Source organism: Pedobacter psychrotolerans (assembly GCF_004340665.1).
GTDB classification, from domain to species: domain Bacteria; phylum Bacteroidota; class Bacteroidia; order Sphingobacteriales; family Sphingobacteriaceae; genus Pedobacter; species Pedobacter psychrotolerans.
Genome location: NZ_SLWO01000006.1, coordinates 322,516 through 338,677, shown reverse-complemented (window position 1 = coordinate 338,677; position 16,162 = coordinate 322,516). Strand labels below are relative to the sequence as shown.

The 16,162-nt window shown below is 38.9% G+C and carries 13 protein-coding genes, 1 tRNA gene and 1 other RNA gene; 6 read left to right on the top strand and 9 right to left on the bottom strand.

The genetic code is table 11. The features are described from left to right. Positions 1-57: 57 nt before the first annotated feature. Genes EV200_RS16795 through EV200_RS16785 form a run of 3 tightly spaced genes read right to left on the bottom strand, consistent with a single transcriptional unit; the run spans position 58 to position 1,600 of the window. Positions 58-681 (bottom strand): hypothetical protein, encoded by a 624-nt coding sequence (locus tag EV200_RS16795; RefSeq protein ID WP_132534688.1) that lies wholly within the window; start codon positions 679-681, stop codon positions 58-60. A gap of 4 nt (positions 682-685) precedes the next feature. Further along, the gene (locus EV200_RS16790) at positions 686-1,267 is read right to left on the bottom strand and encodes a HEPN domain-containing protein (RefSeq protein WP_262707944.1); all 582 of its coding nucleotides are present in this window, start codon (positions 1,265-1,267) and stop codon (positions 686-688) included. A gap of 24 nt (positions 1,268-1,291) precedes the next feature. Beyond that, the gene (locus tag EV200_RS16785; protein WP_132534684.1) at positions 1,292-1,600 is read right to left on the bottom strand and encodes a hypothetical protein; all 309 of its coding nucleotides are present in this window, start codon (positions 1,598-1,600) and stop codon (positions 1,292-1,294) included. Positions 1,601-1,974: 374 nt separating this feature from the next. Here EV200_RS16785 and EV200_RS16780 point away from each other — a divergent pair, with 374 nt between their 5' ends. Beyond that, the gene (locus EV200_RS16780; protein WP_132534682.1) at positions 1,975-2,295 is read left to right on the top strand and encodes a hypothetical protein; all 321 of its coding nucleotides are present in this window, start codon (positions 1,975-1,977) and stop codon (positions 2,293-2,295) included. 118 nt (positions 2,296-2,413) lie between these two features. Then, positions 2,414-2,962, top strand: coding sequence for a hypothetical protein (locus EV200_RS16775; RefSeq protein ID WP_132534680.1), 549 nt, complete (start codon positions 2,414-2,416; stop codon positions 2,960-2,962). A gap of 284 nt (positions 2,963-3,246) precedes the next feature. Here the strand turns inward: EV200_RS16775 and EV200_RS16770 are convergent, their stop codons facing one another. The 4 genes from EV200_RS16770 to EV200_RS16755 all read right to left on the bottom strand — a co-directional run bounded on the left by EV200_RS16770 (position 3,247) and on the right by EV200_RS16755 (position 6,025). Then, positions 3,247-3,951, bottom strand: a complete 705-nt coding sequence (locus EV200_RS16770; protein ID WP_132534678.1) for a nucleotidyl transferase AbiEii/AbiGii toxin family protein — start codon at positions 3,949-3,951, stop codon at positions 3,247-3,249. After that, on the bottom strand, positions 3,909-4,409 hold the full coding sequence (locus EV200_RS16765) for a DUF6922 domain-containing protein (RefSeq protein ID WP_132534676.1): 501 nt from the start codon (positions 4,407-4,409) through the stop codon (positions 3,909-3,911). The genes EV200_RS16770 and EV200_RS16765 overlap by 43 nt, the downstream gene beginning before the upstream one ends. Positions 4,410-4,492: 83 nt before the next feature. Next, on the bottom strand, positions 4,493-5,704 hold the full coding sequence (locus tag EV200_RS16760) for a site-specific integrase (protein ID WP_132534674.1): 1,212 nt from the start codon (positions 5,702-5,704) through the stop codon (positions 4,493-4,495). Positions 5,705-5,952: 248 nt separating this feature from the next. After that, a tRNA-Lys gene (locus EV200_RS16755) sits at positions 5,953-6,025 on the bottom strand. Between the two features lie 416 nt (positions 6,026-6,441). Between EV200_RS16755 and EV200_RS16750 the strand changes: the two genes are divergently transcribed. Together EV200_RS16750 and EV200_RS16745 are read left to right on the top strand one after the other, a co-directional pair. Next, the gene (locus tag EV200_RS16750; RefSeq protein WP_132534672.1) at positions 6,442-7,779 is read left to right on the top strand and encodes a sugar MFS transporter; all 1,338 of its coding nucleotides are present in this window, start codon (positions 6,442-6,444) and stop codon (positions 7,777-7,779) included. Between the two features lie 146 nt (positions 7,780-7,925). Next, positions 7,926-8,420, top strand: coding sequence for a D-glycero-alpha-D-manno-heptose-1,7-bisphosphate 7-phosphatase (locus EV200_RS16745; RefSeq protein ID WP_132534670.1), 495 nt, complete (start codon positions 7,926-7,928; stop codon positions 8,418-8,420). A 210-nt stretch (positions 8,421-8,630) separates the two neighbouring features. Here EV200_RS16745 and fsa read toward each other — a convergent pair whose 3' ends face one another. Both fsa and ffs read right to left on the bottom strand, forming a co-directional pair. Continuing rightward, positions 8,631-9,290, bottom strand: a complete 660-nt coding sequence (gene fsa / locus EV200_RS16740; RefSeq protein WP_029285949.1) for a fructose-6-phosphate aldolase — start codon at positions 9,288-9,290, stop codon at positions 8,631-8,633. Between the two features lie 112 nt (positions 9,291-9,402). Beyond that, positions 9,403-9,502, bottom strand: an RNA gene (gene ffs, locus EV200_RS16735) — signal recognition particle sRNA small type. Positions 9,503-10,183: 681 nt separating this feature from the next. Here ffs and gltB point away from each other — a divergent pair. Both gltB and EV200_RS16725 read left to right on the top strand, forming a co-directional pair. After that, complete coding sequence (gene gltB / locus EV200_RS16730; RefSeq protein WP_132534669.1) at positions 10,184-14,683, top strand: glutamate synthase large subunit; 4,500 nt, start codon at positions 10,184-10,186, stop codon at positions 14,681-14,683. Between the two features lie 3 nt (positions 14,684-14,686). Next, the gene (locus EV200_RS16725; protein ID WP_132534667.1) at positions 14,687-16,153 is read left to right on the top strand and encodes a glutamate synthase subunit beta; all 1,467 of its coding nucleotides are present in this window, start codon (positions 14,687-14,689) and stop codon (positions 16,151-16,153) included. Positions 16,154-16,162 lie beyond the last annotated feature (9 nt).

Here is a 16,162-nt window from a genome sequence, read left to right as displayed (position 1 = left end):
CGCTGTTATTGTTCTGGTGTATACGGAAAAGGTTTGGCGGTTTACCTGACCTTTCCATTAGGCCGTTCGTTCAGTCGGGACGGAAAATAAAGTTTTATTGCCATCTTTTATGCGCTCACTGATCAGCCACGTAGCCTCAAATAGTTTAACCAATTGTTCGTAAACTTTGATTACTTCAGATTTGGACAGGCTTTCTTCCATGAAGGAGGTAATCAGCGCTTCGTGAAGCCATGTGTTCAGGATTTTTTTGTACCCGTCCAGTTTATAGATCCTGAACATTTTCTTTAGTACAGATGAAGGTTTTACGATTTCCCGAATGCTCAGATTTTCAGGATAGTCCCGTAGCTTCTTCCTTTCCGTTTTGATGTACCATTTTGCGATATCACTTTGCTGTTTGTCATCGAAGTCAAGTCTCGCAAGCTTGTGGCTCTTTAAGAGCCAGGCAGCCTCTATCAGCTTTATGGTCAGTTCGTAATTATAGACAAGGTAGGCTGGGCTACATTTTTTTGATTCTTCAGATTCAAGCGCTGCATCGTTTCGCCAGCGTTTCAGCATCTTCAAATGATTGGGCAAACATGAGTGACTGAAAAAATCGTTTACCACTTTTATCGGATCTGTGATTTCATCATTGTCAAGATAAACGATCCTGTTGTCAGATGTTTTTTTTGTTTGCTTTTTCATAATTTCAAATATTGGTTTGTAATATTTTTTCGATCTGTACATGATCAGCGTTTTTTAAGGCTGCATAATCTGATGCCGATTTGGCAAGCAGTTCTATTTTCTCGTTGCACATCTCTTTTGCCAACAAAAGAAAAGATGCGACCCGTTGATAAAGACGCTCCGCATCCTGCCGGGAAACCGTAAAATCATCTTTATAACGCGAACCAGAATAACTTTTTGCCATTACATCAAATAAGCGCTCATCTTCGGGAGTGGACAGGAAAAGCTGAAAAGGCTTTTCAGAAAAGCACTGGCACAAACGGAGCAGGCGGTAAAGGTTGTGGAACTCCGAACGGTAGGCGATATTAACCCGCACCAGACAGATACAAGTCTGTTCTACGGCCTGATGGAGCATAAAGGCACAAATCCCAAACCGTTCCTTCTCCAGACATTCGGATGCGCACATCAGAAATCCGTCAGCTAGCGGTATACGATGTTCATAATGTCTTATTGCCTTTATCGCACCCTTTGTGGGGATAAAAGCAGATATTGGATCATTGTCTAATAGTCCATCCTTACTATAGAGCAGTTTTCCATAGGTCAGCACCCCGATAAAAAAGCGGCTATTTTGCTATACTGCGTCCATAACCGATTGCCTGCCATGGCAGATAATGGTAATCGTTCCATGCTGATAATAGCTGTTGGCGAAATCCTGCATTTCATAATCTATTCGGGTTGCAGTTTCGGTAACTACCAATAGGCAATAGTTGCATTTAAAATGACTTTCATTGTCATTAAAATAGCTTTGGGGATTATGAGTGTAGCTGTTCTGCGAAAAGTTGAAGATCTGTAGCGGTTCGAACTTCTGGGCGAGCCGTTGGGTAAACTCCCTGAAATGGACAGCGTGTTCGGCTTCTTGTGATAATTTTGATGGTTCCATATTGATCTCATTTAAATTTCTTTCAAATGAGTCTTGGAAGTGGGCGGCACAAAATAAGGCGTGAAACCCACTTCCCGTCTTAGTGGCCCTGAGAAGCCTTGGATACGGAAAAGCAGGCTCACGCCTATGACGTGAGCACTACACTTACCTCTCGTATCCATTTGAAATTTCTCAGGTTTCTAAGACGAGACTCGAAGTGCGAATGCTTCAATATTTTGTGAAGTAATCGCTAAAAATAATTCTTTATTTTTTCATACCCAAACGTAGTAAAAAGTCCAGATAAAAAAAACTATTAGTATTTTTAAATTTACTAATAGTTCTTTTTAATAAACGAATAGTATTCTATTGACGACTTTAGTTGTAAATGCAGTAATATGGCTAATTGGAAGAACAACAATAATAGTCCCGAAAAAGACCTTTCGTCAATAGGCGCAATGTTTGAAACCAACAAGATTAAAAAGATGTATGATATTTCTGAGTTGTATCCAACTAAGATTATTAAATTGTTAGGCATCAATTCGGAACGGTATTCTGTGAAGTTGGCTGATCCTGAAAAGTTCACAGTTTCTGAAATACTACGTCTAGCATACGTACTAAATATTGACCCAAATCTGATCATCAATGTGATACAGGCAGAAACAGAGAAGAAGATAATCAGCAAGATTGGGGTTAATAAGGCCAAGCACACAAAATAGAAACTTTCTTTAAGACTGAAATGGATATTAACTATCTAACGGGCGACGCCACTAATCCGCTGGGATTCTCGATTATGCAGAGCCCTGTTTATCTAAAAAGCATGGGTTGGAGTAAATTATGAAAACCGAAATCGATATTTTATCTGATAGAGAAGTAGAAATTTGGGATTATGCCGAGTCTCAAAATGGAACTATGGACTTTGTAACCGAAAAACTTTCCGCGGAAGGAATATTTGACCAATATCGGAATATCCATAAATCTTATCTTGAACTCTATTTTCGCATTGATGACGAAGCAATAAAACTTGAAATCTTAAAGCGGCTGATATTTTTAAATTGGTACGCTCTGGTGGAGCCGAGTTGTTATACAGGAATTGAAGATCTTGACAATGCAACCGCATCTGAATCATATTCCATTTTAGATCAATATTTAATCGATGGAAAAATCGATTCAGAATTTAAGTGGATGTTGTCTTTTTATTCCAGTTGGGACTACACGATACTTCCATTTTCAGAAAATAAACTTGAAGCCTTAACTGCATTTGTAAAAGGGGTAGATACTTCCATTTTAAGCTGTCCTAAAAATCAGTTGCCAAAAGGCGTAATGGATAACAGGGGACAGATGGGAATTTACTGGATAAGTATGTCAGTTGAAAAGAAAAATTAACGACTAACATTTAACGAATGCCAATGATGAATGTGGTTGCAAGCTGGTATTGAGCGACAAAACTATTTGGACAAAAATTCCTGATGAATTAAAGGGAGAAATGCTAAAATTGCTATAAAAAAAATTAAAAAAAATCGGAAGTCGCTCTCTATCAACTCCAACTTATTTTTCTTTGAGCAAATCATGAGAAAATTAAAATGCCTTCATATCTTAAGGTGCCAATTTGGTACCTTAAGATAGGTTATCACATTTCGTGATAACCTATCCTTGTTATTTGTGTAAATCTAGCGACCCATCCCTCTGCCACGGTCATTTTTTTGGCTATTTTTTGTTGCCTGAAGCTTACGGTACAATTCCCTGCTTTCTAGTAGACTGGTGTATTCACGTACTGCCTTTGAAATACTTTTCTGCACATCTTGCCATTTTAGCTTTGTGTCCATCAGTTTTACTGGAACATTAAAGTCGATATCGTTATAGTACATTAGGGATGACTTAGCGGTGTTGGGATTGACATTTGGGTATTTCTGGCCGTAGTAATCCAATATTTCATCCAAAGGCATTTCTTTTAGAAGGTAGTGCATATCGATAAAATCCTTGATCCGCTGCCCGCTATTCACAATTGCATTGATCTTCATGGCCGATATATCCTGATTGGACATCATCCTTATGCCTTCGATTGTTTCTATTGGCCTGATAGATGGATACTTGTGTGAGATAAAATCAAAATCAACTTCGCCAATACTACCACTTACATAGTTGCCCTTGTGGCGTTTTACATCTGCGCCATAGCTGTTCCTTAAGTGTACGGCGAGTTCATCACCATCAAAGTCCGATGAGCTGAAAAGGTCGATATCTATGGATTCCCTGTGTCCAATCCTTAAAGATAGTGCGGTACCTCCAACAAGGTAAAAGGAGTTGAGCTGATGGTCTTGCATCAGTGTCTTGATTAGATCCAGTGTCCTTGGTGTAACTGTTTCTTTGTGTAACATCTGAGTTTTTCTTTGCTCAACTGAAAATATTTACAAACGGCCTCCATGGTCATATCAGAAAGATAGGTGATCTCTTCTTTGAGGGCTTTCACTACATTTTCTCGCCCATAAAATCTAATCATTTCCTCCCAATCCATTAGATTGCCTTTGTCAAGCACGCGTTCGATAACGGTTTTGTAACTCCTGTTCCAGTCCAGTTTATCGAATTCAAAGTCCCAGAACAGTACCTTTGGAAGGTCTGGTCTTCTAACTTTCTGTATGAGTGGCTGTCTTTCAATTTTAATTTCATCGTTTTCGAACGGAACCTTTTTTTTGGAAAGATAGTTGTTCAATGTATGATAGTTATAGGTTGGGTAGCTGTCGCAAAATCCTTTCAGACTTGAAAATACATCGATATCTGTACTGGCAAATCTTTTCCAGTGCACTACGATTACTCTTTTGTTCAATTCCTTTAACATCCTACAAATCTAATCAAAACAAGAGTTAATGCCTAATATTTTTAAATATTTGTCAGTTGACTGTGATTATTAAACTTATTGATTTATATCATAGCTAACTTTTTCTTTAGCACTGCCATGTCTTCGCTTACCTTGATATCCAAAATCTTCGCGTAATGCTGGGTAGTCCTGATGTTCGTATGTCCGAGCATCTTCGATACGCTTTCTATCGGTACGCCATTCAATAGCGTAACGGTAGTGGCAAAGGTATGGCGGGCAATATGCGAGGTGAGTTTTTTCTCAATTCCGCAGAGGTCAGCAATTTCTTTAAGGTATTCGTTCATCTTTTGGTTACTGGGAACTGGAAGAAGCAAGCCTTTATTAAGGCAAACTTTGTTGGTTGCGTACCTGTCGACAATCTCAACAGCTGTTGACAGTAGCGGAACCGACGATCTAGTTTTGGTTTTCTGCCTATTGGTAAAGATCCATCGGTCGCCATCAACTCCCTTTCTGATATTCTCTTGTTTCAGTTTGAAGACATCAACATAAGCCAGACCAGTAAAACAGCAGAAGATGAAAACATCACGAACCTGCTTCAATCTCTCGGAGAGAAACTCTTTTCCCGCGATATGAGCCAATTCCTCCTTTTTCAGATAAAAGCGGTCAACGTTCTTCGTTTTGCCTTTATAAGCTGTAAATGGCGATTTGTCTATCCATTCATTTTCCATACAGATACGAAGGATTTTCCCGAGGTTTTTGATGTTCTTCACCACATAGTTGTTCGCACAGTTCTTGTCAGACCTTAGATAATGGTCAAATCCGTTGAGAAATGCCTGGTCGATAGTTCTAATGTCCATATCGGCTACACCATATTTCAAAGGAATAAAAACCTTAAGGTGTCTTTCCAAAACTTTATAACGGTTCAATGTGCCTCGCACATAATCTTTACCTACAAGCTGTTCCATCTTTAAGTTATGGTCGGCAACCGCCTCCAATAGGGTGTGTGAATTAGTAAGCGTACCTTGATAACTTGATTTGATGGCAGTAATAGGCAGCCCCATATCGAAAACACGTTGATGGGCATAATAAACTGCATTCTGCAAGTGGTCAAGATGGGTGTTCAACACCTTGATCTCTTCTTTTGAGCCGATGGCTCTGCCACCCTTGGCGTTCCATCGTTTGGGGTCGCAATCACGATTGGTGGCCATCTCCGCACGGTTTCCCTCCACGGTAAGTCTCATGTAGATCGGCACATTTCCACTTACATAGTTCTTTTGCTTTTTCAGATAGAAAAGCAGGCTAAAATTGGTCTTCATAATCTCTCGATTTTAGTTAAACAAACATAGCTTTGCTTCTTAAAATACACAAGATGTTCAGTGTATAACAACCTGTTCAATAGATGGTTATACGCCATTCGGTGAGTCAATTTTAACCGTTTTGCCTTACTCACCGAATCACTCACCAAAGTTTTGTGAATTCGTGCGATTTTTGGCAATTCCCTAAAAGCAAAAACCCTGCTAATCGTGCGATTGCAGGGTTTTATACATTTTGATAGTCTTTAGCGTGATCCCGCTGGGATTCGAACCCAGGACCACTACATTAAAAGTGTAATGCTCTACCAGCTGAGCTACGGAATCTACTTTGTTTAAAACGTTGCTGTTTTCTTTAAAGTGTTGCAAATATAGGATTCAGATAGCGCTGTTGCAAATAAAAATAGGTGAAATATGCTACTGTATTGATTTATAAGGCGATTAATTATCATCGGTTCATTTTTGAAGACGTTTAAGTATTTTTTATGTAATGGTGCTTTAGTACCTATTATAACAAATAATCTCATCATTTTTGAAATGATAATTTTGATCATATAAGCGGTTGATTTTAAAATTTCTAATTTAAATCGGATAAATGTCCATCTTTTGTGCTTTGAATATTAAAATATTTCATAATTCTATCTGAATTTTATTTGATTCTGATAATAATCGTTAGTGTTAATTAATAAAACATAAAAATATTTGGTTAATTTGGTCGGATCAATCAATTATTAGCCAAACACATGTCAAATTCACCTCAAAAGCAAAATTATAGTTTTGCATTGTTCGTTATTGGTGTCCTCTTTTTTATTTTTGGATTTATTACCTGGGCAAATAGTCAGCTCATTCCATATTTAAAAATTGCTTGCCAACTCACCAGTACAGAATCGTATTATGTAGCTTCCGCATTTTTTGCTGCCTATTTTGTAATGTCGATTCCCTCATCATTTGTCTTAAAATTTACAGGTTTTAAAAAAGGAATGTCTGTAGGGTTGTTTGCAATGGCCATAGGAGCTGCTGTGTTTATCCCCGCCGCCTATGCCAGGAGCTTTCCTACATTTTTGCTCGGATTATTCATCATAGGAAGTGGTTTAGCATTACTTCAAACAGCTTCCAATCCTTATGCAGCAGCGCTAGGTCCGAAAGAAAGTGCAGCCAAGCGCATTAGTATTTTAGGGATATGTAATAAAATTGCCGGTATTCTTGCCGTTTACGTATTGGGAAGTATCATTCTGAAAGATAGCGATGCCTTTGAAGCCAGCTTGAAAACTATGGATGAAACGGCAAAAAATATAGCTTTAGATGGGTTGGCTCAAAAAGTGGTATTGCCTTATGTATTTATTGCTATCTCATTTGCAATTGTAGGTATTTTGCTGTTTTTCGTTCAACTTCCAGAGGTAGAAGAAGAACAGGATATTCTAGATCCAAATGCCTTGCCTGGAAATGCGCAGGTAGCTGCAACTGATAAGAATGTATTCAGCTTCCCACATCTAATTGTTGGTGTTTTAGCCTTATTTTTTTATGTTGGAATGGAGGTAATCAGTTACGATACCTTCGCTGGACTGGGTACACATTTAGGTTACAAACTTGATGTGTCCAAAAGCTTTGCTACCTATACCGGTTATGGATTATTGCTCGGTTATACTGTTGGTATCATTTCTATTCCTAGGTTTATTTCACAAAGAAATGCCCTGGTCATTTCCTGTATCCTAAGCATGCTATTGGTCTTATTAGTGGTTTTTATAAAGGCAGATCCCGGAATTTCTGTTCTTCATCTGTTTGGTCAGGATTTAAACTTGCCTACACACCCTGCTGTTTGGATTTTTGCACTTTTAGGTTTTTCAAATTCAGTGATGTGGCCTGCTATTTTTCCAATGGCTATTGATGGCTTAGGCAAATTTACAAAGATGGGATCGGCATTACTGATTATGGCTATTGTCGGTGGAGCAATTCTTCCACCCATTTATGGCTATATTTCTGAAACAACGGGAAATTCACAGACAGCATATTTAATGATGATACCTGCGTATTTGTTTATTCTGTATTTTGCATTAAGTGGTTATCGTTTAGCTAAGAAATAAGAAATTTATTACCAATTCAGGTTGATTATTCATAATAGCTTTAGCCGTTTAATCTTTCTTATGCCATAAATTTTTCCTTATTTTGATGCTTGATTTTACATGAGACTGAATCTTTATAAACGAAGTCTACAATTTATAATACCTAAATGAATAAAGCAATTTTCCTTGATCGTGATGGCGTGCTTAATCACGAAATTTATGATTACATCTGTAGGGTTGAAGATTTTAAAATTCTCGACTACCAGATTCCGGTTTTAAAAAAGTTATACGATGAAGGTTATCTGCTTATTGTGATTACCAATCAGGGAGGCATCGCATTGAAGCGATACACTGAACAGGAACTTGCCATCATGCACCAGATGTTAAGAAATGCTTTCGTGGCAAAAGGTGCTGATATTGCAGGGTTTTATTATTGCCCACATCATCCAACGGTTGGTGGCGAATGCAAATGCCGGAAGCCGGCTTCAGGAATGATTTTAGATGCGATAGATATGTATGATATTGATCCGGCACAGTCTGTTATGATTGGGGACAAACCTAGGGATGTAGAAGCGGCTAATGGGGCAGGAGTGAAAGGAATTCTAATTGCACCTGATGAGCAGATTAGTTATGAGAAGGTTAAGGAAGTTTTGAGTCATTAGTCTAGAGTCTTAAGTCGTATTTCTTTGTGCACTACTCTCCACTCCAAACTAAAGACTCCAAACTTATTTCTTACCTACCTAATAAAAAATCCTAAGTTTCAAGCAGATATTCTACTTAAAACTTAGGATTTCTAATTTTTATATGCTGTAAGCTCCTTAACTTTAGACTCCCGACTTAGGACTAAAGACTCCGAACTCACAACTCCAAACTTACTTCCCTGCTGCTTTAGCATGATCTGCTAAGAAGGTCGCTAAGCCAGAATCAGTTAATGGGTGTTTTAATAAACCTGCGATAGCAGCTAAAGGAGCAGTAATTACATCAGCACCTAATTTTGCACAGTTTACAATGTGTAAAGGACCGCGAATAGAAGCTGCCAAAATTTGAGTTTCGTAACCGTAGTTGTCAAAAATCGTTCTGATATCTTCAATTAAAACCAAACCATCACTAGAAATATCATCTAAACGACCTAAGAAAGGAGAAACATAAGTTGCTCCAGCTTTAGCCGCTAATAATGCTTGTCCGGCAGAAAAAATTAATGTACAATTGGTTTTAATTCCTTTAGAAGAGAAGTGTTTAATGGCTTTAACACCATCTTTAATCATTGGTACCTTAACAACGATTTTAGGATTTAAAGCAGCTAAAGCTTCACCCTCTTTAACAATTTCGTCAAATGTAGTAGCAATCACTTCTGCACTTACGTTATCTTCAACGATATCGCAAATGGCTTTATAATGGTTAATTACATTTTCTTCGCCAGTAATACCTTCTTTAGCCATTAAGCTAGGATTGGTAGTTACGCCGTCTAAAATGCCAAGATCATGAGCTTCTCTGATTTGATCAAGATTTGCTGTGTCGATAAAAAATTTCATGGTTATAAATTCTTAAATATTTGAGTTTTACAGATTCGAACCCTGAAGAATTTAATTGCCCCTTCAGAGTTTACTCCGATTTCACATCGGAGGCATTAAGGGAAAAAGAAAAAATGGGCAAGCAACTTCTATCGCACCGCTACAACCTTCTACCCTTGCTATGTTCCCATCCTGGGGGAGTTCAAAGGGAGCTGGTCGTAAAAGACTTGCCCGGCACAAAGGTAGAAAAAGAAGTTGTTTTGCAAAATGCATTTATTGAATTTTTTAGAGATATAGGCTATCTAACTGATTAATACGATAATAAAATTGTTAGGAGATGGAGAGTTCTCACTTTAACCCGACTTATGAGTTTGGATGGAATAGCGGGGAGGGAAACTTCGTCAGTCTGATAATTGCTTTTAGTGCAACTATATAATAGGTAATCTTTGTTTATGGAGGTAAAATCAGTATTAAAACCGGCGAAGTTTTGCCACGTTTCAGCCCTTTTAAACTTTGCACGTTAACCCGACTTATGAAGTTTGGATGGAATAGCGGGAAGGGAAACTTCGCCAGTCTGATAATTGCTTTTAATGCAACTATATAATACGCAATCTTCATTAATGCAGTTAAAGCTTTTATTAAAACTGATAGAATTTTGACATCGCTTACCGATTTTAAAGTTTGCAATTTGTCTAAACCACCTCTAAAATAAACCCATTAAAGCAATCTATACTCATTAATGGCTATTGTTATAATTGTAATTATAAACAAATATATTTGTCTATATTTTAATATTATCGATTAAAATTGTCTAAAAACTAAAATTATTCCAAAAATTGTAACAACTCTGTAATTTAACGATCGTTTTTTATATCTTAGTGTTTCCTATACACTAACAAACTAACGAGCAAAGAATGGAACCAAACAGTGGATTGTACGACGCGCAATTTGAACACGATGCCTGCGGCATTGGGTTCGTTGCACATGTGAAAGGGCGAAAATCGCATCAAATCATCTCCGATGCACTTACTATTTTAGAAAATCTAGATCATAGAGGGGCATGTGGAGCAGAACCAAATACAGGCGATGGAGCGGGTATCATGATTCAGATTCCTCACGAATTTTTTTACGATGAATGTTTAAAAGCTGGCTTTAGCCTACCTGAAACCAATAATTATGGTGTAGGTATGTTATTTATGCCTAAGGATATCAGATCAAGAGAAGAATGCAGAGAACTGATTTATCGCGCTGCCGAAAAACTAGGATTAGAAATTTTAGGTTTCAGAAAGGTAGAGGTAGATACCACTGATATCGGCAACATGGCCCTTTCAGTTGAGCCTGAGATTGAGCAGGTTTTTATCGCTCGTCCTTATGCTGTGAATCCAGGCGCCGATTTTGAACGGAAGCTTTATATCTTTAAAAATTACCTGATCAAATTAATTGCCAATACAGTAAATGGAGGAAAAGATTTTTACATCGTTTCACTTTCTGCACAAACCATCATCTATAAAGGTCAGTTAACATCTTTACAAGTACGTACGTATTTTACAGATTTAAGTGATAAGCGAATGGTTTCGGCTTTGGGTTTAGTTCATTCCCGTTTTGCTACCAATACTTTCCCCTCATGGCGATTGGCTCAGCCTTTCCGTTTTATAGCCCATAATGGTGAAATTAATACCCTTCAGGGAAATCTAAACTGGTTTAGGGCTGGTGTAAAATCATTCGCATCCGCCTATTTTACGCCAGAAGAATTGGATATGTTGTTGCCTGTAATCGATGAAACGAATTCAGATTCAGGATGTTTAGATAACGTGATTGAGTTATTGCTTCATGCAGGCAGAACCCTACCTCATGTGTTAATGATGCTGGTTCCTGAAGCATGGGATGGTAATGAAGATATGGATCCGGTTAAGAAAGCATTCTATGAATTTCATGCTACTTTAATGGAACCATGGGACGGACCAGCAGCAATCGCATTCACCGATGGTAAGCTAATTGGTGCCACTTTAGATCGCAATGGATTACGTCCTTCTCGTTATGCCATTACTTCCGATGACCGTGTAATCATGGGTTCAGAAGCGGGTGCATTGGCGATTGATCAAAGTACCATCATTGAAAAAGGTCGTTTAACCCCAGGCAAGATGTTTGTGGTAGACATGGAGCAGGGAAGGATCATCAGTGATGAAGAAATTAAAACCAAAGTTTGTGGTGGAAGTCCATATGCAGACTGGATCAATCAATATCAGATTCGTCTGGAAGAATTACCTGATCCACGTGTAATGTTTACAGGCCTTTCAGAAGAATCTATTTTTAAATATCAGCAGGTTTTTGGTTACAGTAGAGAAGATATAGATTTACTCCTTAAACCAATGGCCATTGAAGCCAAAGAACCTATCGGTTCAATGGGTACAGATACACCACTGGCCATTTTATCAAAACGCCCACAGCATTTATCAAATTATTTTAAACAATTATTTGCACAGGTGACCAATCCGCCTATTGATCCGATTCGGGAGAAGGTGGTGATGAGTCTGGCCAGTTTCATGGGTAGCAATGGAAACCTTCTGGAGCAAAATCCTTTACAGGCACATTGCGTAGCCATCAAACATCCTATTTTAACCAATCAGGAGTTAGAAAAACTCAGAAGTATTGATACGGGTGTATTCCAGGCCAAAACATTGCAAACCTATTTCAGGGCCGATGGTAAGCCCGGTGCAATGGCAAAAGCGCTGGATCGTTTATGCCGTTATGCTGTTGATGCTGTTGAAGATGGTTTCCAGGTAATTGTATTAACGGATAGGGCAATCGATTCTGAACATGCAGCTATGCCATCATTACTGGCCGTTTCTGCAGTACATCATCACTTAATTCGTAAAGGTTACCGTGGTGCTGTAGGTATTGTAATCGAGGCAGGAGATATTTGGGAAGTACATCACTTTGCTACGCTACTGGGTTTTGGCGTAACAGCAATCAACCCTTATCTGGCATTAGAAACAATTAATGGTTTCCAGAGCGAATCTGGTTTATCTGCAGAACAGTTAACCAAAAATTATATCTATGCAGTTAACAGTGGTTTGCTAAAGATCTTCTCTAAAATGGGAATCTCTACACTACAATCTTATCAGGGTGCACAGATTTTTGAAATTTTAGGACTGAACAAGCAGGTAGTTAATACTTATTTCACGGGAGCAGTTTCACGAATTGGCGGTTTAGGCTTAGATGAAATTGCGAAAGAAACGCTGATTAAACATCACCGTAGCTTCGGACCAACCACACAAACGGAAAACTTATTGCCTGCTGGTGGTACTTACAAATTCAGACGTAAGGGTGAGGCGCATTTATTTAATCCTCAAACCATCCATTTATTACAAAACGCAACCCGCAAAAACGATTACAGTATCTTTAAACAATACTCAAAACTGGTAAATGAGCAAACACAACAAGCTTATACCATCCGCGGATTGTTTGATTTTAATTATAGCCGTCCTGCAGTTCCTCTAAATGAGGTGGAATCTACTGAGGCCATTCTAAAAAGATTTGCAACTGGTGCTATGTCATTCGGTTCCATTTCTCATGAGGCACACTCTACATTAGCCATTGCGATGAACCGCATTGGTGGAAAGAGCAATACGGGTGAAGGTGGTGAAGATGAAATGCGCTACACCAAAATGGAAAATGGCGACAGTATGCGTTCCGCCATTAAACAAGTGGCATCCGCTCGTTTCGGTGTAACCAGTTATTATTTAACCAATGCAGACGAGCTACAGATTAAAATGGCTCAAGGTGCAAAACCTGGTGAAGGTGGGCAATTACCCGGTCACAAAGTGGATGATTGGATTGCAAAAGTTCGTCACTCTACACCTGGTGTAGGTTTAATTTCTCCTCCGCCACATCATGATATCTATTCCATTGAAGATTTAGCTCAATTGATATATGATCTGAAAAATGCCAATCGCGCAGCCAGAATCAATGTAAAACTGGTTTCTAAAGCAGGCGTTGGTACCATTGCAGCTGGTGTGGCGAAAGCACATGCAGATGTAATTTTGGTTTCAGGTTTCGATGGAGGTACTGGTGCATCGCCATTAACATCTATTCAACATGCTGGCTTGCCTTGGGAACTTGGATTAGCGGAAGCGCACCAAACTTTAGTAAAGAATAAATTGCGTAATCGCATCGTTTTGCAAACGGATGGACAACTAAAAACAGGTAGAGACATTGCCATCGCAGCACTTTTAGGCGCTGAGGAATGGGGAGTGGCTACAGCGGCTTTAGTAACAGCGGGCTGTATCATGATGCGTAAATGCCATTTAAATACTTGTCCGGTTGGTGTGGCTACGCAAGACCCTGAATTAAGGAAATTATTTAGCGGAGATGCAGATCACGTGGTGAATTTATTTCATTTTCTGGCTGAAGAACTACGTGAAATTATGGCTGAACTTGGTTTCAGAACCATTCATGAAATGATTGGACAGGCAGATATTTTAAAAGTACGTGAATTACCAACGGAAGATTGGAAATTAAAACATCTGGATTTATCTGCTATTCTGTATAAGGCAGAAGATAACGGTTTGCCATTATACAATACAGAACAACAGGATCACGGTTTAGCGCATGTGTTGGATCATCAGTTAATTGCAGCTGCACAGCCAGCGATTAGTAATAATGAGCCCGTTTTCGCAAGTTTCAATGTGAAAAATACAGACCGTTCTTTGGGTACCATGTTATCCAATGAGATTTCGAAAGTGCACTTAGGAGCCGGTTTACCTCCAGATACCATCAATTTTAAATTTGTAGGTTCTGCAGGGCAAAGTTTTGGCGCTTTCAATACGCGTGGAGTAACTTTATCTCTAGAAGGTGAAGCGAATGACTATGTAGGTAAAGGTTTATCAGGCGCACGTTTAGCCATTTATCCTTTTTCAGCCTGTACATTTGTTCCAGAGCAAAATATCATTATTGGTAACGTAGCACTTTATGGCGCAACCTCTGGCGAATTATTTGCTCGTGGTAAAGCTGGTGAACGTTTTGCCGTTCGTAACTCTGGTGCAACAGCGGTTGTAGAAGGTGTTGGTGATCACGGCTGTGAATACATGACAGGTGGTGAGGTATTAATCCTTGGAGATACAGGAAGTAATTTTGCCGCCGGGATGAGTGGTGGTGTAGCCTGGATTTATGACGCCAATAGTACCTTTGCACGAAAATGCAATAAAGAAATGGTAGATCTTGATCCATTACAATCAGAAGATGAACAACGAATTTTGGCACTACTTAAAACACATATCCGTTTAACAGATAGTAAAGTAGCAGAATTTATCTTAAGTGATTGGAAAACACAATCGAATCATTTCGTAAAAGTATTCCCTAAAGAATACAAAGCAGTTTTAGCCAAGCGTAATCAACAAGTAAAAACACACTAAGCCATGGGAAAAGTAACAGGATTTCAAGAATACGACAGAGTTGCGCCCACCAGAGAAGAGGCTAAAACTCGTGTTAAACACTACGGGGAATTTTTAAATGAATTACCCGCACAAGAATTAAATAATCAAGCAGCCCGCTGTATGGATTGCGGCGTCCCTTTTTGTCAGTCAGGTTGCCCTTTGGGGAACGTGATTCCAGAATTTAATGACGCTGTTTACCAGGCAAAATGGGAGCTTGCTGCAAATATTTTATTGAGTACAAATAACTTTCCAGAATTTACAGGAAGAATTTGTCCGGCACCATGCGAATCAGCCTGCGTCTTAGGAATTAATCGACCGCCGGTGGCCATTGAAGAAATTGAAAAGCACATTATAGAAATCGCTTTCGACAAAGGCTTTATCAAAGCAAAAGCACCATTAATCAGAACTGGTAAAAAAGTGGCGATTATTGGTTCTGGGCCTGCGGGATTAGCAGCGGCTGCACAGTTAAATAAAGTTGGACATGAAGTAACTGTTTTTGAACGTGATGATGCTCCCGGTGGCTTATTAAGATATGGCATTCCGGATTTTAAATTGCAAAAGAACGTAGTTGATCGTCGGATTGATTTAATGAAAGAGGAAGGCATCATTTTTAAATGCAATGCCAATGTAGGTGAGAATGTAGAAATCAGTACCTTATTGAGAGACTACAACGCGATCGTTTTAGCTGGTGGATCAACCATTCCACGTGATTTGCCTATCGAAGGTCGTTCAGCTAAAGGTGTTCATTTTGCAATGGATTTCTTGAAACAGCAGAACAAACGCGTAGCCAATAGAGAAATTACTGCCGAAAATATTTTAGCGACAGGTAAAAATGTAATCGTAATTGGTGGTGGAGATACAGGCTCTGATTGTATTGGAACTTCAAATCGCCATGGTGCTAAATCAGTAACTCAATTTGAGATTATGCCAATGCCACCTCAAACGCGTACTGAAAATATGCCATGGCCAACTTATCCGATGCTATTGAAAAATACTTCTTCACATGAAGAAGGTGCGCAAAGAGCATGGTCGGTAAATACCAAAAATTTTATTGCTGATGAAAATGGAAACCTGAAAGCATTAAAAGTGGTAGATGTTGAATGGGAAATTGATGCATCTGGCAGACCGTTAACTTTTAAAGAGGTTGCTGGTACAGAAAGAGATTTACCTTGTGAACTGGTATTTTTAGCAATGGGTTTCCTTCATCCTCAAAAAGAGGGCTTGATTGAAAAATTAGGCGTAGAACTGGATAATCGTGGAAACGTAAAAGCCTCAGAGCACACTTATCAAACCAACATTGGTAAAATTTTCGCAGCAGGAGATACCCGTCGCGGACAATCGTTGGTGGTTTGGGCCATTTCTGAAGGTAGGGAAGCCGCCCGTAAAGTAGATGAATACTTAATGGGTGTGACTAAACTGGCATCTAAAGATGCTGTAGCTTATGCTTAAGTAGGTTTA

What these genes read in the sequence shown, in the direction of transcription:
- EV200_RS16795 (WP_132534688.1), bottom strand. Translation starts at nt 681, where the DNA reads ATGAAAAAGCAAACAAAAAAAACATCTGACAACAGGATCGTTTATCTT.
- EV200_RS16785 (WP_132534684.1), bottom strand. Translation starts at nt 1,600, where the DNA reads ATGGAACCATCAAAATTATCACAAGAAGCCGAACACGCTGTCCATTTC.
- EV200_RS16780 (WP_132534682.1), top strand. Translation starts at nt 1,975, where the DNA reads ATGGCTAATTGGAAGAACAACAATAATAGTCCCGAAAAAGACCTTTCG.
- EV200_RS16775 (WP_132534680.1), top strand. Translation starts at nt 2,414, where the DNA reads ATGAAAACCGAAATCGATATTTTATCTGATAGAGAAGTAGAAATTTGG.
- EV200_RS16770 (WP_132534678.1), bottom strand. Translation starts at nt 3,951, where the DNA reads ATGTTACACAAAGAAACAGTTACACCAAGGACACTGGATCTAATCAAG.
- EV200_RS16765 (WP_132534676.1), bottom strand. Translation starts at nt 4,409, where the DNA reads ATGTTAAAGGAATTGAACAAAAGAGTAATCGTAGTGCACTGGAAAAGA.
- EV200_RS16760 (WP_132534674.1), bottom strand. Translation starts at nt 5,704, where the DNA reads ATGAAGACCAATTTTAGCCTGCTTTTCTATCTGAAAAAGCAAAAGAAC.
- EV200_RS16750 (WP_132534672.1), top strand. Translation starts at nt 6,442, where the DNA reads ATGTCAAATTCACCTCAAAAGCAAAATTATAGTTTTGCATTGTTCGTT.
- EV200_RS16745 (WP_132534670.1), top strand. Translation starts at nt 7,926, where the DNA reads ATGAATAAAGCAATTTTCCTTGATCGTGATGGCGTGCTTAATCACGAA.
- fsa (WP_029285949.1), bottom strand. Translation starts at nt 9,290, where the DNA reads ATGAAATTTTTTATCGACACAGCAAATCTTGATCAAATCAGAGAAGCT.
- gltB (WP_132534669.1), top strand. Translation starts at nt 10,184, where the DNA reads ATGGAACCAAACAGTGGATTGTACGACGCGCAATTTGAACACGATGCC.
- EV200_RS16725 (WP_132534667.1), top strand. Translation starts at nt 14,687, where the DNA reads ATGGGAAAAGTAACAGGATTTCAAGAATACGACAGAGTTGCGCCCACC.